Annotated in this window: 18 protein-coding genes; 15 read left to right on the top strand and 3 right to left on the bottom strand. The window is 42.4% G+C overall.

The features are described from left to right. Positions 1 to 208 precede the first annotated feature (208 nt). The 5 genes from K8O68_RS16975 to K8O68_RS16995 all read left to right on the top strand — a co-directional run bounded on the left by K8O68_RS16975 (position 209) and on the right by K8O68_RS16995 (position 6,983). Positions 209 to 2,416 carry a bifunctional 2',3'-cyclic-nucleotide 2'-phosphodiesterase/3'-nucleotidase gene (locus tag K8O68_RS16975; protein WP_230897982.1) on the top strand — a complete coding sequence of 736 codons (2,208 nt, stop codon included), beginning with the start codon at positions 209 to 211 and terminating at the stop codon, positions 2,414 to 2,416. A 430-nt stretch (positions 2,417 to 2,846) separates the two neighbouring features. Next, complete coding sequence (locus tag K8O68_RS16980) at positions 2,847 to 3,317, top strand: MarR family winged helix-turn-helix transcriptional regulator (RefSeq protein WP_230897983.1); 471 nt, start codon at positions 2,847 to 2,849, stop codon at positions 3,315 to 3,317. After that, positions 3,314 to 4,717, top strand: a complete 1,404-nt coding sequence (locus tag K8O68_RS16985) for an MATE family efflux transporter (protein WP_230897984.1) — start codon at positions 3,314 to 3,316, stop codon at positions 4,715 to 4,717. Before K8O68_RS16980 ends, K8O68_RS16985 begins: the two co-directional genes overlap by 4 nt. A gap of 260 nt (positions 4,718 to 4,977) precedes the next feature. Then, positions 4,978 to 5,505, top strand: a complete 528-nt coding sequence (locus K8O68_RS16990) for a cytochrome c3 family protein (protein WP_230897985.1) — start codon at positions 4,978 to 4,980, stop codon at positions 5,503 to 5,505. A gap of 14 nt (positions 5,506 to 5,519) precedes the next feature. Further along, the gene (locus K8O68_RS16995; protein ID WP_230897986.1) at positions 5,520 to 6,983 is read left to right on the top strand and encodes an ammonia-forming cytochrome c nitrite reductase subunit c552; all 1,464 of its coding nucleotides are present in this window, start codon (positions 5,520 to 5,522) and stop codon (positions 6,981 to 6,983) included. A 281-nt stretch (positions 6,984 to 7,264) separates the two neighbouring features. Here the strand turns inward: K8O68_RS16995 and K8O68_RS17000 are convergent, their stop codons facing one another. The 3 genes from K8O68_RS17000 to K8O68_RS17010 all read right to left on the bottom strand — a co-directional run bounded on the left by K8O68_RS17000 (position 7,265) and on the right by K8O68_RS17010 (position 10,003). Next, positions 7,265 to 7,906, bottom strand: coding sequence for a class I SAM-dependent methyltransferase (locus tag K8O68_RS17000; protein WP_230897987.1), 642 nt, complete (start codon positions 7,904 to 7,906; stop codon positions 7,265 to 7,267). 195 nt (positions 7,907 to 8,101) lie between these two features. After that, the gene (locus K8O68_RS17005) at positions 8,102 to 8,527 is read right to left on the bottom strand and encodes a universal stress protein (protein ID WP_230897988.1); all 426 of its coding nucleotides are present in this window, start codon (positions 8,525 to 8,527) and stop codon (positions 8,102 to 8,104) included. Between the two features lie 15 nt (positions 8,528 to 8,542). After that, entirely contained in the window at positions 8,543 to 10,003 is a 1,461-nt protein-coding gene (locus tag K8O68_RS17010; RefSeq protein ID WP_230898055.1) for a SulP family inorganic anion transporter, read from the bottom strand. Between the two features lie 381 nt (positions 10,004 to 10,384). Between K8O68_RS17010 and K8O68_RS17015 the strand changes: the two genes are divergently transcribed. The 10 genes from K8O68_RS17015 (at position 10,385) to K8O68_RS17060 (ending at position 19,198) form a co-directional block, all read left to right on the top strand. Then, positions 10,385 to 11,398, top strand: a complete 1,014-nt coding sequence (locus K8O68_RS17015) for a phosphate/phosphite/phosphonate ABC transporter substrate-binding protein (protein ID WP_230897989.1) — start codon at positions 10,385 to 10,387, stop codon at positions 11,396 to 11,398. Positions 11,399 to 11,492: 94 nt separating this feature from the next. After that, on the top strand, positions 11,493 to 12,242 hold the full coding sequence (phnC, locus tag K8O68_RS17020; RefSeq protein WP_230897990.1) for a phosphonate ABC transporter ATP-binding protein: 750 nt from the start codon (positions 11,493 to 11,495) through the stop codon (positions 12,240 to 12,242). A gap of 12 nt (positions 12,243 to 12,254) precedes the next feature. Further along, on the top strand, positions 12,255 to 13,100 hold the full coding sequence (gene phnE / locus K8O68_RS17025) for a phosphonate ABC transporter, permease protein PhnE (protein ID WP_230897991.1): 846 nt from the start codon (positions 12,255 to 12,257) through the stop codon (positions 13,098 to 13,100). Further along, complete coding sequence (gene phnE / locus K8O68_RS17030) at positions 13,097 to 13,897, top strand: phosphonate ABC transporter, permease protein PhnE (RefSeq protein ID WP_230897992.1); 801 nt, start codon at positions 13,097 to 13,099, stop codon at positions 13,895 to 13,897. The genes phnE (K8O68_RS17025) and phnE (K8O68_RS17030) overlap by 4 nt, the downstream gene beginning before the upstream one ends. Positions 13,898 to 13,912: 15 nt before the next feature. After that, positions 13,913 to 14,713: an HAD family hydrolase gene (locus K8O68_RS17035; protein WP_230897993.1), complete on the top strand. Its 801-nt coding sequence runs from the start codon at positions 13,913 to 13,915 to the stop codon at positions 14,711 to 14,713. 332 nt (positions 14,714 to 15,045) lie between these two features. After that, on the top strand, positions 15,046 to 15,834 hold the full coding sequence (locus K8O68_RS17040) for a Cof-type HAD-IIB family hydrolase (protein ID WP_230897994.1): 789 nt from the start codon (positions 15,046 to 15,048) through the stop codon (positions 15,832 to 15,834). 115 nt (positions 15,835 to 15,949) lie between these two features. Then, entirely contained in the window at positions 15,950 to 16,681 is a 732-nt protein-coding gene (locus K8O68_RS17045; protein WP_230897995.1) for an SIS domain-containing protein, read from the top strand. 33 nt (positions 16,682 to 16,714) lie between these two features. Beyond that, positions 16,715 to 17,893: an N-acetylglucosamine-6-phosphate deacetylase gene (nagA, locus tag K8O68_RS17050; RefSeq protein ID WP_230897996.1), complete on the top strand. Its 1,179-nt coding sequence runs from the start codon at positions 16,715 to 16,717 to the stop codon at positions 17,891 to 17,893. 5 nt (positions 17,894 to 17,898) lie between these two features. Then, a complete protein-coding gene (gene nagB / locus K8O68_RS17055; RefSeq protein ID WP_230897997.1) occupies positions 17,899 to 18,636 on the top strand; it encodes a glucosamine-6-phosphate deaminase in 738 nt (245 codons plus the stop codon). Between the two features lie 109 nt (positions 18,637 to 18,745). Continuing rightward, on the top strand, positions 18,746 to 19,198 hold the full coding sequence (locus K8O68_RS17060) for a hypothetical protein (RefSeq protein WP_230897998.1): 453 nt from the start codon (positions 18,746 to 18,748) through the stop codon (positions 19,196 to 19,198). The last annotated feature ends 79 nt before the right edge of the window (positions 19,199 to 19,277 follow it).

A 19,277-nucleotide genomic window follows, 5' to 3' on the forward strand; every position in this document is an offset into this window, starting at 1 on the left:
TTTGTACAACCTGCCTTGATTTTAAAATATATAGTGTTTATTTGCTGACAGCCGCTTCCAACTGGCTAGTTAGCTTTATTGTGCGGAGGGAGCAGCCTGATTTTTTAGGAGGTGTGGGGAAAGAGGAGGAAACTTGCAAATAAGTATCCTGATTTTAAGTGGCGCAGCTAAGTTCCCAAAGTCTTTAAAAAACGTTTGGAGGTATTTTATGTTGAATACTAAAATGGCAAATGTATTTAAGAAAGCAGCTATTGTTTCATTGTTATTTATGTTTTTAATGCCTATGACAGCATTTGGCGAAGAAAATGATGATGTGCATGAACTGATGATTATGACGACCACGGATATTCACTCTTATCTTATGCCTTATGATTACATGAATGATTCAGAAGTGGACAATTACGGATTAGTAAAAACGGCGACATTGATTGACCAAATTAGAGCAAATCATGATAATACGATTCTATTTGATAATGGGGATATCTTTCAGGGAAGCCTTCTTGGCGAATTGGAAGCGTCTATAGAACCTCTTGAACCGGGTGAAACTCAAGCGATCATTAAAGCATTTAATGAGCTTGATTATGCGGCAGTGTCTATTGGTAACCACGAATTTAACTTCGGACTGGACTTTTTAGACAATGCTATCGAAACATCAAATTTCCCATGGCTGAACGCTAACGTGTATGAAGCAGGTACAGACTTGCAGGAACACAGGTTCCAGCCTTATGAAATCATTGAACACGAAGTAGACGGAAAAACGATTACTCTTGGGGTAATAGGTTTTACACCTCCGCAAATCATGCAGTGGGATAACCTCCACCTTGATGGAAATGTAGAAGTTGAACATATCGTTGAATCTGCTAAAAGATATGTGCCTGAACTTGCTGAACAGACAGATTTAGTTATTGCACTTGCTCACACCGGTGTCAACACTGGCGACCGTGAGACAGAGCATGCGGCAGTCAGTCTTGCAAGGGAAGTAGAAGGGATTGACGCTCTTGTTATGGGGCACGCGCACCAGACTTTCCCTGGAAACTCCGGCTATGACCGTGTTGAGGGAGTAGATGATGCGACAGGAACAATCCACGGGGTGCCTGCGGTAATGTCCGGCTCCTGGGGAAGCCACTTAGGGACAATCCAACTGGATCTTAAAGAAGAAAACGGGGAATGGACAGTTGTCAGCTCTAAGTCAGAAGTGACAGGGGTTGAGGATGTCGAGCCTAAAGAAAGTATCGTTGATTTAATTGCAAATGTTCACGAAAGAACGCTCGACTATGTGAACAGTGCAGTTGGTACTATTACAGAAAGCTTTAACACATTCTTCTCTCTTGTTATGGATAACGAAGTTTTACAGTTAGTTAACGATGCGCAGTTATGGTTTGCTGAAGATTACTTAAAAGGAACAGAGTATGAAGACAAACCTTTACTTTCCGCAGCTGCTCCATTCAGAGCCGGATACAGAGGTGGGTATACAGAAGTTGATGCAGGAGAAATCAAAGTAAGAGACTTAGCGGATATTTACGTTTACGATAATACCCTGCAAGTCGTAGAAGTAGACGGCGATGGCCTGGTCCAATGGCTCGAAAGGTCAGCAGAAAGCTTCAGACAAATTGATCCGGAAGAAACAGAGGATCAAAGACTGCTTGCAAGTTTCAGTGCTTTCAATTACGACGTTATCGAAGGTGTCGAGTACCAGATCGATGTGACTCAGCCTGTAGGGGAAAGAATTACAAACCTTACGTATGAAGGTGAACCTGTCACTTCAGACATGACCTTCTTAGTTGCGACAAATAACTATCGTGCAGGGGGCGGGGGTGACCACCTTAAAGGGCTGGACGCGCCGTTAGTGGAATCTTTAGTAAGCCTGAGTGTAGAAAACAGATATGTTATTCTGGATTATCTGGAGTCGCTTGGTGAGCCTTACACACCGTATGCCTCGTACAACTGGTCAATCAAACCTGTTGAGACAAACGGAAGAGTCGTGTTTAACAGCTCTGTTAAAGGAGCCGACCACATTGATAAGCTGGGGTTACTGGCTGTCAGTGCAACAGGTGAGCTAGTTGAAGACAGTAATAGCGGTGCTGTCTACACGTATAACTTTACTGAAGAAATGAGGGCTGGAGCAGACCAGCCGGAGCAGAATGCCGAACAGGCAATCGCTGAGCTTGAGGATCTTATGAACAGTTACATTAACGAAGGCGCCGTTAAAGGACCTCTTGTAAATCAGTTGAGTAATACACTAAGGCAAGCGAATCATCACCACAGCCATGAGCGCTACAGCCAATCTGTTAAATTTATGGAGAATTACCTTAACCATTTAAACCGCAAACCGAATGAGCGCCATGTTGAAGGCTCGGTGAAGGAAGAGCTGGAAGAAAAAGCAGCGCAAATCATTGAACTATTAAAAAATAAATAAAGTAAATTAAAAGCGGGACTAAGACAAAAAAATAGTAATCATAAAGAAGGCCGAACAAAATTTTCTAATTTTGTTCGGCTGTTCTTTTTGAGAAAAGGAGAGATTTCAGTCCGTCAGGCGGACGCTTGCCCAGGGGCTTGTCTTCAGCTAAATTCAACTCAGCCTGGAGCTTCGTTGAATTGGATCTTCAGACTGCGCTTAATCCCTGTGGCGTCGCCGCCTTCTGTCCTTCAATCAAAAAAGCTGAGGCTATTTAAGGTAAAACTAAAAGTGACCCACGTTGTTTTTAATTTGCAAAATCAGGGACAATATAGATATAATATTTCGCATTACTAAAATTTAGCTGACTAAATATTTTCATGTTAAATATGTACTGAATTAAAGGTTTTTGATATAATTATAAGTGTAATTTAGTTAGGGGGCTAACGAAATGAACAGGGAAATGGATGAATTTGTAGCTTATCATATGGGCTTAGTGACTCATTTTATTCATAATAATCATAGCCATAAACTTTCAGATTACGATGTCACGCGTGCTCAGGCAAAAGCTCTTTATTTATTGAGCCGTTTCGGTGATTTAACCCAGTCTGAACTTCAAAAACGCCTGTATATTAAAGCTTCTACAATGAACGGCATTGTAGAAAGTATGTTGAAAAAGGACTTAATTATCAGATCGTCCAGCGAGACTGACCGCCGGACTAAAGTGATCAGCCTGACTGCTGCCGGAGCTGATCTTGAAGAAAAGCTTTGGCTTGAAATTAATACTCTCGAGAAAGACCTGATGGAAGGCTTCTCAAAAGAAGAACAGAGTCTCATTATCAGCTGGCTTAAAAGAATGAAAACAAACTTAGAAGAAAAATCTTTGCAGAAAAGTAAAGAGAAAGAAGGCGAAACTGAATGAGCCAGAAAGAGCAAAGTACGAGATTAGGGTCGGAGCCTGTTCCGAAACTGTTAAAATCTTTATCCATTCCGGCAATGATTGGAATGGTGGTCATGGCATTATACAATGTCGTAGACACCATTTTCATTTCTTACTTTGTAGGGATTGACGGAGTCGCAGCCGTAACCATCGCTTTTCCGGTTATGATTATTATGATGGCTTTAGCAGCTGCGCTTGGTATTGGAGGATCTTCGGTTATTTCCCGCCGGCTGGGGGAAAAACGGGATCAGGAAGCCAACCGTGTTTTCAGCAATATCATCTCCTTAATTATAGTCTTAAGCTTTATTGGAGTTATAGCCTCCTTTACTGTCCTTGAACCTATACTCAGAATCTTTGGGGCTACCCCTGAAATTATGCAGTATGCTTTGGACTATATCTTTCCGATAACGATGGCTACTATCTTCTTTACATTTTCTTTTACTACAAACGCGATTATCCGTTCAGAAGGAAATGCCCGGTTTGCAATGATAACAATGATTATTCCATCTGTTCTTAATATCATTCTGGACCCTGTATTTATAATCTGGTTAAATATGGGTGTCCAAGGGGCGGCTATTGCAACTGTTATATCTCAGGCAAGTATCTCATTCATAGTGCTCCACTATTTTTTAACAGGAAAAAGTTCGCTTAAAATCCGTTTGTCAGAAATGGTTCCTCAATTGGCGATTATAAAGGAAGTCACAGTCATTGGATTGCCTGCTTTCGTGAGGCAGGTGGCGGGTAGTGTTATGATGGTGGCAATCAATGCCATGCTAATCTCGCACGGCGGCGAATTTTATGTCGGAGTGTTTGGAATCGTCCAGCGAATCGCGATGTTCGCTCTTATGCCTATGATGGGGATTCTTCAGGGGATGCAGCCTATTGTCGGCTATAACTATGGAGCCATGCAGTTTGAAAGAATGCGGGAAACCATTTTGCTTTGTTTAAAAATTGTCACCGTTTTTTCAGCGGGTGTATTTATTGCAATGATGGCGTTCCCGGCTGCTTTTATGAGGATATTTACGGCTGATCCGGAAGTCATTGCTACTGGAGTGGACGGTATTAGAATCATGTTTGCTGCAGCTGTTTTAATCGGGGTGCAGGTGGTAAGCGGAGGCCTGTACCAGGCTCTTGGAAAGGCAAAACCTGCCCTTGTCTTATCTATGGCCCGCCAGGTTTTATTCCTTATCCCGCTTGTCCTTATTCTCCCCAATTATTTTGGCGTGTGGGGGGTATGGATCGCCTTTCCGCTGGCTGATATCCTCGCGTTTGCTTTGTCGATAGGATTTATGTACCGTGACCGCAAACTCTTTTTTAAAGGGAAAGATACTGGTGGAGGATCAGGCGGATTGAAAGTAAGTGAACACCCCGTGTCTTCTTAAGACTGTCATATTAATTGACAGTCTTTTCTTTTTTTAAGAGTGCTGGTCATAAGGAACTTACGATCCCTTTTCTTTTAGAGTACAGGTTATAAAACTAGTAACGGTGCAAACGATCGATAAGTTAATAAACTGTTTAATAAGGTAATTGTTAAATTTTGTAATTTATAGCAAAAATGTGATGATTATCACATTTTAAAAAGCCTGTTCCATGTACACTTAAAGTGAGCCACTCTGCAAATTTTTGACAGGAGGTGACTGATATGAATTGGAAAGGAGATAAGTGGCGGGAAAGAATCTCTAAAAAAACACTTCTAATTCTGCTTATAGGGGTGTTTGCCGGCATTGCAGCCTTTTCTGTAACCGCTACCACTCTTCAGGCGACAGATACGGCAGAGTTTTGTTCAGGGTGTCATGTTATGGGGACTGTGCATGAATCATTTAAAGAATCCAACCATGCCCACCTTAATTGTAACGATTGTCATGCGCCAAGGGACAGCACCGTCTCAAAAATGACATTCAAAGCGAGGGCCGGCCTCGGACATATTTATATGAACACCCTCGGTTCTGGAGATATTCCGGATGTCCTTCATGCCACAGCGGAATCGGAAGAAGTTTTACAGAGAAACTGTGTCAGCTGCCACGAACCAAGCCTGCGGAACATTGATTTTAAGAATGCGAAAGATAATTGTATGGATTGCCACCGCCAGGTTCCTCACGGCAACAGGATCTATAAACCGGATGAGTGGCATCAGCCGCAAAGTGTAGAAGTACCCCCTACTACGCAATAAAGGAGGTCAGTAAAATGAAGTTAAAAGTGTCATTACTCCTTTCCCTTATGCTCATCACAGCACTTTCTCTAATAATTGCAGCCTGCGGTTCCCCTGAAGAACCGGAAGTCAGAGATATAAGCACAGATCTTTCAGAAAATGAAATCATTAATCACGCATTTAAAGAAGATTTCCCCCTGCAATATAACAGCTATTTAAAAAACTTGGAGCCGAGCGGAAAGGTAACATCAAAATTTATCTCAGATATTGAACCCAACCTTCCAATACTCTTTAATAATTACGGATTTATGCTTGAGTATAACAAGACAAGAGGACATACAAACGCTGTAGAAGATGTCAATAATATTAAACGGATAAATGAGTCTTCCATTGGTTCCTGTATGACATGTAAAAGTACTGCCGTTCCTCTGCTTATTGAGGAAATGGGAGAAGATTACTGGGGAGCAAGCTTCCGGGAAGAAGTTTTTCCAAGAACAGTCGCTCTTGGAGAAGGCCACGAAGTCGAAGAATTAGGAGAATACGGCCATATATCAGTCGGGTGCTCAGATTGCCATAACCCTCAGACCATGGAACTGCGGATCACACGTCCGTCCTTTGTTAATGCTATGGAACGCCAGGGGATAGATGTAAGTGAAGCATCTAAAAATGAGATGCGCTCCTACGTCTGTGCACAATGTCATGTAGAGTATTATTTCCACCCGGATAACGGAAAAGTCACTTTCCCGTGGGATAATGGTTTAAAGCCTGAAGAAATGTTCGAATATAAAGAAAACCAGGCAATAGAAATGGGATTCGATTACGATTGGGAGCACAGCATCTCAGGTGCGCCAATGCTTAAAGCTCAGCACCCTGAGTTTGAAATATCAAGTTACGGACCGCACGGAGAAGCCGGAGTCGCTTGCGCAGACTGCCATATGCCTTATGAACGTACTGACGGCAGAAGGAAAATCTCATCGCATCATTGGGGTTCGCCGCTCATTAACGCTGAACAGTCATGCCGCGCCTGCCACAGCGATAAGACAGCTGAAGAACTAAAAGACCGGGTATATGATATTCAAAGAAGGCACTTAGACGCGATGGATGAGACACAGGAAGCTTCTGTCCGGGCGCACTACTATGTAAACCGGATGATTACCGCTGGCGCCCCGGATGAAAAAATAGAAGAAGCCCAATATTATGTACGGAAAGGCCAGTGGTTCTGGGACATTATTGCAGCGGAAAACTCTGACGGTTTCCATAATCCACAGGGCGGTATGGATTCTATGAGAATGTCTTCTGAAGCATCCCACCAGGCCATTTATATAGCCTCAAACGAACTGACAAAACTGGACCAAGACCTCGATGAACTGGAAAGCCAGATTGAAGAGACAGTGCAAAGTGTTTATGACGAGGAAGATCCATATTCAAAGCATGAACATGCTACAAATGATTACTTTCCTAATGTTCTGGAACTGGACATTAATTACGAGGATGAATAACTTTAAAGAAGAGGCTGGACAGAACTGAGAATCGTTTAATACGAACTCTTTATCCCAAAATGATTTAAGTGTCGTCACAACACGCAGACTCCTGTGGGAACAGCGCGAGCCGAAGCCCCCGAACATCAGCGGTTTTTGGTGATCAAGGAGGCTGAGGCCGTGCCCAAGGAAAGCGAAGTGTTTTGACGACACGAATTTAACCATGTAATCAAAGCAAAAAATCCAAATGAATGTTTGGATTTTTCTACGTTTATTATACTTTTGTCTCAGCCTATTTAACATTAGTCGTTTTTTAAAGCTTTTCTGCAAACAGCAATTCCAAAAGGATAACGTACACCCGCCCGTTTTTCCTTTTCAAAAGCGACTCCCTGCTGATAATAGAAATCTGTATTCGTGAAAGCAAGTTTGCTATCGTTAAAAAGCGCGCAGAACTCTTCTTCAGTTAACTGATGAAAATGGTATGGTGAGGCGCACGGTTTCCCTCGTCCTTCACCAAAAGGTGTTGAAAGGACGAGTGTGCCACCCGGAGCCAGCAGGTCATATATTCTGTGTAGAAATTCTTTATCATTCGGTACATGTTCAATTGTTTCAAATGAAAGAACCGTATCAAAAGTGCCAATGTCACCTTTAAGCCTGCTATCAAGGGCATCACCAGCCCGGAAAGATAAAAGAGGATGATAGTAATTTTTAGAGGCATAAGTGATAATATCCGGGTCAAGGTCTACACCTAACACAGAGCTGATATGTTTCTTTCTTGTTTTAGCCGCCATGTGTGCCCCGTAACCCGAACCGCAGGCAATGTCCAGAACTTTTCCCTTTGTATAAGGGAGGGCAAAATAATACCTTGCCAGATGCTCAAGCAACATACCGTTTGTCGGCTTCATCACTTCAGGAATTATTCGTTCTCCAGTATCTTGTAGCACATATTTTCACCGCTGTCTTTATAGAGTTATCAATTATATTACTAATATTTTTAAGTGTTTGCAATGTTGAGACAGAGAAAAAGCAGGGGTTCCTTAATTTCATTTCGACAGTACCTAATTAACTCCTCTGGAACTTCCTATAAGTGAGCAGAAAAAAACAGCCTGGATCATTTCAATCCAGGCTGCCCGATTTTTCTATTTTACCATAAGTACGGGAGCTTTAACGTGCTTCATAACTTTATGGCTGACGCTACCAAGTACCATCGTCTGGACAGTGCCGAGGCCGCGGCTGCCGATGACGAGAGCGTCATAGGCTCCTTTATTGGCATGTTCAATAATGGATTCGGCTGCCCCACTGCTTCCATGCAGGATCGTCGTATCATATTTAACACCCGCCTGTTCAATTTTTTCCACAAAAGGGACAAGCATTTCTTTCCGTTTAAGTGAGGCGGCATCAGAATCGCCATATTGCAGCACGTCTGATTTGGATTTATTACCAGCGACGACATAAAGAAGTTCGATTTTGCTGTTATCCTGTAAAGAGGCAAGTTCAACAGCTTTTTCTGCTGCTCGCATCGAATGGTCAGATCCGTCAATTGCCAGAAGTAAATGTTTAAACATGGAGTTCCTCCAATTCTAATGTCCGGAGGCTCTGCTCAAGCCGCCGATACGATTCATTAGTTCACTGCTTTCCTGATTCATACCTTTAATCTCAAATTTTACTCCACGCTGCTGAAGTTTATGCTCAATTTTATCGATTGCTCCAATAGCCGAATCATCCCATAAATGAGCGTTTGATATATCAAGGATAATTTTACGCACGTTTTCTTCATAATCCACCTGGTCCAGAAAGTCAGTGACAGAAGCGAAGAACAATTGACCGTGAATTTCGTAAGTTCTCACATCCCCTTTGTCATTCAGCCAGTTTTCCACCCGGACTTTCGATACTTTCCAAGCAAAGAAGATGGCGCTGAGGACTACCCCGGCGAGGACCCCTTTTGCTAAATCGTGTGTATAGACTACCGTTCCGACGGTCACTACCATGACAGCTGAGTCGGTTCGCGGAAATTTATGAATATTTCTTAAAGAGGACCAGTCAAAAGTGCCGATCGAAACCATGATCATGACACCTGCCAGAGCAGCGAGTGGTATTTGAACGACAACTCCGCCAAGTACGATAATTAAGAACATGAGAAAAACACCTGCGACCAGGGAAGACAAGCGGCCTGAACCGCCGGATTTAACGTTAATAACGGATTGGCCGATCATCGCACAGCCAGCCATACCGCCGAAACATCCAGTTACCATGTTAGCAATTCCCTGCCCGCGGCTTTCTTTATTTTTGTTACTGTCTGTATCTGTCATATCATCCACAATAGATGCTGTTAGCAAAGATTCAAGCAAGCCTACAATTGCTAGTGCGAGCGAGTATGGAAAGATAATCATTAACGTTTCAAAATTTAATGGAATATTAGGTAATGCGAAAACCGGAAGGGCCTGTGTTAAAGCTCCCATATCTCCTACGGTGCGCACCCCGAAATTCATAGTAATAGCTAATCCTGTCACAACAATAATTGCCACGAGTGTGGAAGGAACGGCCTTCGAAAAACGTGGGAGTATGTAAATAATAGCTAACGTAAGAGCTACTAAAGCATACATGACCCACGTTTCTCCGACAAAATGCTGCAACTGGGACGTAAAGATTAGAATGGCAAGAGCGTTAACGAAACCGATCATAACTGACCGCGGAACAAACTTCATAAAGCTGGCCAGCTTAAACACGCCGAATAATAACTGAATGATACCTGTTAAGATTGTAGCGGCTAATAAGTATTCAAGCCCGTGATCAGCCACAAGTGTGATCATCAGCAGAGCCATTGCACCAGTAGCCCCTGAGATCATTCCCGGTCTGCCGCCAATAAAAGCAATCACTACGGCGATACAAAATGCCGCATACAGCCCTACCATAGGATCCACCCCTGCAATAATTGAAAAAGCGATCGCTTCAGGGATAAGAGCAAGAGCCACCACTATTCCTGACAGTGTATCCCCCTTAACGTTACCAAACCATTCTTTTTTCAATTTTTCAATGTTTATCACGTTTGCACCTCTTTCTGTTTTAATAATCCCATAAAAAAAGGGCTTCTCCGTAATAAGCCCGGTCCGACGAGAACAAAGGCATTTTAGCAGATTTTTAATAAATTGAAAAATCCAATGTAAGCGTCAATCATCAGCTAAATACTTTTCTATAGTCGCAATTTCTTTTGTTTACTATTATTTTTATAAAAGCAGAACAACTTAAAATGAAAGACTTTATGAACAGTTGTACATACATATTTACAAGATAACCTATAAATTTACAAAACACCTAAAATATTCACAAAAGTCATACGTTTACTCAAAAATAGCTTAAAAAACTTACTCTAGTATTTAACTTGTAGCAAAAATATTTTTTTAGCAGCGGGAGGAGAAGAAAGAATGACGAAATGGATTTTCAGTCTTATGACAGCATTAACATTAGTGGTAGTTACAGCTTGCGGTGAAAACAATGCCGATAATTCAGCTGAAGAGGCAGCGGCCGGGGCTTCTGCGAATGAGAACAGCAGTGAGGCGTCAAATAAAGACAATGGAGAGGCAGGCGACCGCGAAGACTGGCCTGACACATTTATTTTTGGCCTTCTTCCGACAGAAGACCAGGCAGAACTTGCTAAGCGATTTGATCCTATGGTTGAGTATCTTGAAGAGTATTTAGAGATGGATGTGGAAATTTACAATGCAACAAACTACACGGCCTTGATTGAAGCAATGGCTAATGGGCATCTGCATGCGTCAACATTTGGGCCTTTCTCCTATCTGGTAGCAAACCAAAGAGCAAATGGCGAAGCATTTGCCATTCCGGTTAATGATGAAGGCGGGACACTTGATGATATCTTTTACTACGCCCAGATGATTACTTTAGAGGAACATGGAATTGACAGTCTGGAAGACATTGAAGGAAACTCTCTTGCATATGCTGATCCGGCTTCAACTTCCGGGCACCTCTTTCCAAAAGCCATGCTGATTAACGAAATTGGTTTAACGTTGGATAATGTAGACGAATTCCCATCAGATGTGGTGTTCTCAGGAAGCCATGAAGCGTCCTTGTATTCAGTATTAAATGGTGACGTAAAAACTGCTGGGGTCTGCAGTACATGTATTGAAAGAGTATTCGACCGGGTAGAAGACCACGAGAATTTTGATCAGTTGAAAGTATTTCATGAGTCTGAACCGATTCCTGGAGGTCCGTACGTAATCCAGGGAGATCTACCGGATTCGTTTAAAGAAACAGTAACCCAGGCGTTTTTAGAAATGGACCAGGACGAAAAAGGCGCTGAATTTCTTGAAGTTAACGGCTATCTCGGCGGTTATTTCGAGATTGACCATGACACCTATAACGTTGTTCAGGAAACAGCAGACGCTCTTGGAATGAGCCCGGAAGAGCTGCTGGAATAAGTTTTTAAGAAGCAATCATAGGGGCAGGAGAGATACCAAGTGTATCTCTCCCCTTCCTGTCGTTATTAATATATGAGGAAAGAGGAGATGGGAAATGTCAGAAGTGGTTTTGGAAACGAAAGATTTAAGCATGGAGTTCCCTGACGGTACCCAGGCTTTAAAAAATGTGACCTTAACAATAAAAAAAGGGGAATTAGTTTCGATTATTGGCCCCAGTGGAGCAGGCAAAAGTACGTTTATGCGTTCGTTAAATATGCTCAATAAACCGACAGAAGGACAGATTGTATTTGAAGGGGAAAATGTACTTAAAGCAAGAGGAAAGCAGCTCAGGCAGATCCGCAGGCGAATTGGAATGGTATTCCAGCACTTTAATTTAATTAAACGGTCGCCTACTTATCAGAATGTTCTTCACGGACGCCTTGGCTATTTGCCTTCTTTAAAAGGGGGGTTAGGGCGTTTTTCTGAAGAAGATACTCGGCAGGCACTGGAAATTCTCCGCCGGGTGGGCCTGGAAGATCAGGCATTTAAGAGAGCAGATGAACTTTCGGGAGGCCAGCAACAGAGGGTAGGAATTGCCCAGGCTATTGCTCAGACGCCATCTCTTCTCTTGGCAGATGAGCCAATTGCCAGCCTTGATCCTTCTTCATCAGAGAATGTGATGACCTACTTAAAAAATGTGTGCCAGGAAGACGGGCTAACCTCGATCGTCAATCTGCATCAGGTTGATTTTGCTAAGAAATTTGCTCATAGGATTATTGGAATTAAAGCAGGGGAAGTCGTGTTCGACGGATCTCCTAAAGAACTTACTGAAGGTATTACAAATTATCTTTATTATTCAAAATAAAGGAGGGATCACATGAGTTCGCTGGCAAAACAAATTGATACTCCTGTTGAAGAGAATAAAGTACTTGATATGTATAAAGACCTTCAGCGCAGGAAAAAGGTGATTTTAAAAAACAGGCTGGTATTATGGGCCATCATCGCTGCACTCGTAACGTGGGCATGGACTGGAACAAATTTCAGCATTGCAATTATATATACAGGGACTGCAAATATGGCCGCATTTATATTTACGGATTTGCTTCCCCCTGATTTTTCGGCTTTTGGAAGATACTTGCAGCCCGCCCTTCAAACGGTCTATATGAGTTTAGTAGGAATGGTCATTTCGGTGATATTTTCTATCTTTTTTGGCTTTATGGCAGCCAAAAATACGTCTTTTCATCCTGTAATAGCTTTTACAAGCCGTGCAATTATCGCCTTCCTGAGGGCAATTCCTGCTTTAATATGGGGGATTACACTCGTGGTGGCTTTTGGTCTTGGGCCGTTGGCAGGAACGTTAGCGTTAGGACTGTCCGGGATCGGGATTTTAGGAAAAGCATTTGCAGATGTTCTGGAAGAAATAGACCAGGGGCAAGTAGATGCGGTGAAAGCCACTGGAGCCTCCTGGTTCCAGACAATGGGGCAGGGAGTCTGGCCCCAGTTTAAGACAGGTTTTGTTGCGTGGTCTTTGTATAAAATGGATTTAAATATCCGTGAAGCAGCCGTACTCGGCCTGATTGGAGCTGGCGGGATTGGTTATACACTGCAGGGAAACATAAACTTGTTTCAGTACCAGCAGGCAAGTGTCGGAATTTTAATGATATTTGCTCTAATTCTTATTGTGGAGTATACCACAGCTAAAATAAGGGAGCGTTTACTATGAGGCCTTATATTGATAAGAAAAACAAAATGACAAAACAAATATATGTTGGCTTGTTTATCATATTTTTTATTTTCAGTCTCCTGCAAGTAGGAATTCTGGATGAAAGGATTTTCCAGGCATTTTCACGTGTGGAAAATCTGCTGAAAGGGATGGTTCCGCCTACCATTTCTGAACCTATTGATGTTGCCGGAGCAGCAGTTGAGTCTCTTCAAGTCGCCGTTATGGGGACTTTATGGGGCGTTGTTTTTTCGATCGTCCTTGCCATGTTTGCGGCAAAAAATGTATCTCCTCATATCAGCATCAGTTATGCTGTTAAAGCCTTTGCAGCATTTGTCAGGGCTGTCCCCGCTTTAATATGGGCATTACTGTTTATTGTAGCGATTGGATTAGGACCGACACCAGGAATTCTCGCTTTAGCAGTCAATAGTATAGGAATGCTCATGAAAGTGTACGCCGAAGCAATTGAAGAAATAGACACAGGTATCATAGATGCTTTAAAAGCAACAGGGGCCTCACAATTTCAAGTTGTCATGCAGGGGATTATTCCAAGTATCATGAGTATCTTTATTTCTTGGTCGATTTTCCGGTTTGATATTAATATCAGGTATGCTGCTGTGCTCGGAGTGGTAGGTGCAGGCGGAATTGGCTGGGAACTGGTCAGAGCCTCCCGGGTCATGGCATACGACGAAGTCTTAGGAATTACTCTTGTAATTTTCGGAATGATTCTTCTCGCTGAACTTGTAACCAGGTTTCTTAAAGACAGAGCCGATATGGCAACTTTAAAAGCGATGGAATAGTAAAGGAGCGATTTTGTGACAGTTAAGTTATTTGTAACGGATGTGGACGGCACATTACTTAATAACGAAGGACATATAACACAGGAAACAAAACAGATGGTGAATGAAATTAGACAGCAGGGAATGGACCTGACGCTTGCTACAGGTCGTGACCCAAGAACCTGTCAATGGATCATTGAAGAACTGGATATTATTCAGCCAATTATTACTCATAACGGGGCTTCAATTTATGATCCTGTAAAAAACACGTATTTACACTATCAAACGTTTGAATCTGGGGAACTTTCTGAAGCTATGATGTTTTGCCAAAAAAGAGACATCTATTTTCATATCCTTACTAAAGAAAAAATTCTTATAGAAAAACAATTCGTCCCAATATACGAAAAATACTTTCCGGAAGTTTTCGACCTTTCCATACACAGCAATCTCGCAGAAGTTAATCAGCCAATCGTAAAAATGGCCCTTGCTATGCCTGCATCCGATGTTCCTTCGGTATGGTCGAACCTGGAACAGCAATTTCCCGGGTGGTATATAGTTGCCGGAGGAGAACAGGGAATCGACATTCATAGAAAAGCAGTAAATAAAGGAGAAGGTTTGAAAAAGCTGAGTAAAATGCTGGATATTAAACTTGGAGATATCGTCAGTTTCGGAAACTACTATAATGATCTCGAGTTACTCGAAGTGGCCGGGACAGGTGTAGCAGTGGAGAATGCGCCTGAGCAAGTAAAAAACGCCGCTGACAAAACAACCGCCTCTTGCGGTGATTCGGGAGTGGCAAATTATTTATCTTCGTGTTTAAAGAAAATAGTTATCTGAGGGCAGGTAAGAATCCACTTTTAAGTGGGTTCTTTTTTAATAGATTCTGAGGCTTTCATCATGCAGACAGACCTTTACCGGCGCTTGTCTTCACGAATTAATTTGACTTGTCGATGCTTCACCATAATGGATCTTCAGAAGAGTCGGTGATAACACTGCAGGCGTTGCCTGCAGTTCTTCAAATTTTATTGAAATTACCGGCGTTTTTATATCATTTCCTAATCTTTACAACACCTTAACGAACTCAACAAAAATGAAACAAATGATCAAAACAAGGTTAATAGAGGGAGGCTACAATAATAATACAATTAGTTATATTGGGAGGAATGGGAATGAATATTAGGGCAGTTTTTATTGATATGGACGGTACTCTGCTTAATAAAGATAACAAAATCTCGAAGAGAAATTATGAAGCTATTCAATTATTGTTAAAACAGGACATTGAAGTATTTCTTGCTACAGGGAGACAAATGGATATCACCTTTCCATATCACCAGGAATTAGGATTAAAAACACCGATGATTTGTTTAAATGGAGCGGCGGTGTATGACTGGTTTACGCTTGATCCTCTTCTGATCCGTTCAGTAAAAGTAGATCAGCATCTATTATATAACCTTACTTCTACTGAACCGTTCAATGTTATTATGCATACACCTGAAGGGATGTACTGCAAGAAGATGGACTCTACAGTTGAAAGATGGGTTGAAGAAAGCCGTAAAAATCCAGTCTATGTTGGAGACTTAAAATACGTCAAACCTGAAAATGTGATGAAGTACAGTGTAATAAGCGGGATTTCAGGTGCACCTTTTGCCCATTATTTTGAAAAGAACGGAGAAGTCATTCGCTGGAGAGACGGGTTTGAGATTGTGCAAAAGGGAGTATCAAAGTGGTCTGCAATTGAATACCTGCTAAATAAGTATAATATAAGAAAAGAAGAGGCCGCTGCCATTGGCCACGGACCAAACGATATACAAATGCTGAAAGCTGCGGGTACGGGAATAGCGATGGGGAATGCTTCTAAAGAGATTAAAAAAGCAGCAGACTTCGTCACACTCAAGCAGGAAGAGGACGGTCTGGCTGATTTCATAGAAAAGCACCTTATTAAATCTATTATTGCTTAAATTATAAAGCCTCCTTATGACGAAATAGGGGGGCTTTTATAACACACCACTGGTATAGACAACTAAACATAACTATAGTATAATTTTAACCAGAATATCGTGAGGGGGGACAGGAATGATTGACGAATATTTTTCAAAAGTTCAGGAATTGCTTGATCAAATTAAAAATGAGCAGCGCCACCTTTTAAAAGAAGTGGCTGTAAAAGCTGCGGATTCTATAGAGAATAATGGCATTATTCAGCTTTTCGGGGCAGGACACTCCCATATATTCGGGGAGGAAGTGTTTTACAGGGCAGGCGGGCTCGTGCCGGTAAAGCCGATTCTAGAAGAGAATATAATGCTTCACAGGGGGGCTGTGCGATCTTCTATGTTTGAAAGGTCCAATGACTATGCGGCAGAGTTTGTGAAGGAACTGGAGATTGGAAAGCAGGATCTGGTAATCGTTTCTTCTACATCAGGCAGAAATGCAGTGCCGGTTGAGACGGCGATTTATGCTAAAAAACATGGGGCCTGTGTAGCGGCATTAACGTCTATTACCTATTCATCAAGCCAGGAGTCCAGACACCAGTCTGGAAAGAGATTATATGAAGTAGCAGATATAACAATTGACAACCTGAGTGTCAAAGGGGATGCGGTTCTCAGCCACCCGGGAGTTGATGTGCCTTTTGCGCCGACCTCAACTGTTACTGGCGCGTGTATTATAAACAGCATTATTGCAGAAACCATCGGTATCCTCGGTGAAAGAGGCGTAAAGGCGCCCGTATTTTTAAGCGGAAACCTTGATGGAGCCGATGAGCATAATGCTAAACTGATAAAACAATATAAGGACAGAATACCAATGCTTTAAAACGGAAGGTATTGCAAATGAAGGGGGAGAAGTATGAAACGGTATCATTTTCAAAATGCCAGACTATACGGCGAAAGCAAAACTATAGGTAACCCCATTATAGAAATAGAAAACGGAAAAGTATTCTCTTTGAAAGAAAGTGGAGGTAATACAACGGAGCAGATTGATGAAGAAGTGGTATTTGCTGAACCAGTCAGTATTGTGCCCGGGTTTATTGACATTCATATCCACGGAGCAGACGGCGCAGATATTATGGATGGGACAGCGGGAGCGGTTTATACTATGAAAAAGGCTCTTCCAGAAGAAGGAACAACAGCTTTCCTGGCAACGACCATAACCCAATCGGCCGAAGAAAAAATAAAGGCGCTGGAGTCCGTGCGCACAGTAATAGAGGAACAGAACCTGAATTCAGGGGCTGAAGTACTGGGGGTACACCTCGAAGGGCCGTTTATATCCGAAAAACGTGCAGGAGCACAGCCCCTTCAGCATATTTGTCCGGCAGACACCCAGCTGTTTCAAAGGTTCCAGGAGGCTTCGGGAGGAAACATTAAGCTTGTGACAATGGCCCCGGAAGAAGATGAAAATGGCGAACTCGTAAAGGAATTGATGGGTCAGAAAGTTATTCCGTCTATTGGGCATTCAGACGCGTCTTATGAAGAAGTACGGACAGCTGTTGGCCGGGGAGTCAGCCATGTCACTCACCTCTTTAACGGAATGAGGGGAGCTCACCATCGCGATCTAGGAGTTGCGGGCGGAGCGCTGCTTCATGAGGAATTAGTGACGGAAATGATTGTGGACGGGATTCATATCTCAGCTCCTATGGTGAAGCTCGCTTATAAGAATAAGGGGCCGGAACGTATCATCCTGATTACTGATGCCATGAGAGCCAAAGGCTTACAGGAAGGGAAGTTTACGTTAGGGGGACAGACAGTCCATGTGGAAGGTGACCGGGCAGTCCTTGAAGACGGCACATTGGCAGGAAGTATTATAAAAATGAACGAAGCGATAAAAAACATGATGGCTTTTACTGAATGTTCGTTTGAGGAAGCAGTACAAATGGCAACCATTAATCCTGCCCGGCAGCTGGGGATCCAGGACAGGAAGGGAAGTATTAAGGAAGGAAAAGATGCTGACTTTAGTATAGTAACTTCTGATTTAGAAGTTGTGCAGACTTACATTGGTGGAAATAAGGTTTTTGATCGAGGAGAGTGAGCGGAATGAAAGTTATTAAAGCCGAAAATTATAACGATATGAGTGAAAAGGCTGCCCGGTTCATTTTTGAAAGGCTCGTAAGAGGGGAAGTAAAAGTGCTCGGTTTAGCTACAGGAGGCACTCCAGTCGGTTTATACAAACGTTTAATCAAACATATCAACGATAAGAATCTCTCTCTTTCTGCCCTTCATACGGTGAATCTTGATGAATATGTGGGTCTTTCAGATGAGGACCCTAACAGCTATCATCAATATATGGAAGACGAGTTGTTCAAACACATTCAGATCCCCCGAAGCCAGACACATTTGCCTCATGGTGATGCAGAAGACAGTGAAGCAGAATGCACCAGATATGAAAAGCTGATAAAAGATTTGGGAGGAGTTGATTTGCAGCTGCTCGGAATCGGTCAGAACGGCCACATCGGCTTTAATGAACCCGGCAGCTCATTTTCAGGAAGAACAGCAGTAGTCGATTTGGCGCCTTCCACGATTGAGGCGAATGCAAGATATTTTACAGACAAAAATAAAGTTCCGCGTAAAGCCATTACCATGGGAATTGGAACGATTATAGAAAGCAGAAGTATTCTGCTGCTTGCCTCTGGTAAAGATAAAGCGGAAGCTGTGAAAAAAATGATTGAAGGTGAAGTAACCGAACAGACACCTGCGACAATCTTGCAAAACCATCAGGATCTGACTGTCATAGCCGATAAAGAAGCGTTATCACAAATTACAAGAGATATATAAACGTTCTGCATCCTGCAGGGCGTTTTTCATACATAAAGCCCAAATATTATAATTTTTATAGTAAAATAGGGGAGAGTTTCCAATTTTATTTTTCTAGTAGGTGTTTTAAATGAAACTGATTGCTTTGTTTTTAATGAGTTTGACAGCTATTACTTTTCAATCCTGCAGTGATGCCCCGTCACATGAAGATGTCGAATTAACGCTTGATCCTGTGTATGCGGGCGGTAAGCTGACAGCAACCCCTATGCTGGTGTATGAAGGTGATGACGACATTACCTTTAATTACGGCAGCAGTCTTGCGTGGATTGACAGGATAGAACATGGTGATGAGGTCCTCTATGAATACGAAGAAACAGAGGCAGACCTTACTCAGCAGACGACTTTGGAAAATGGAGGCGAAAGAGAAGGTGAGCCGGTTGAAATTGAGGTTGAACCCGGTACTTATGACATCCATTTATCAGCCAGCTTCTATTTGCAGGGAGATGAATCAGCTGATAATGGAGGTTTAGAAGAGTACCGCCACAGTAAAATTCAGAAGGTTGAGCTGCGTCCAGACTCTTAATATGGAAAGGTTTTGGAATAAATATTTTGCTGATCCTTGCTTTCAAGAGTATTATGTGATATGGTTTAACAGTAACTGA

This window comes from Salipaludibacillus sp. CUR1, assembly GCF_021028955.1.
Taxonomy (GTDB): Bacteria; Bacillota; Bacilli; order Bacillales; family Salisediminibacteriaceae; genus Salipaludibacillus.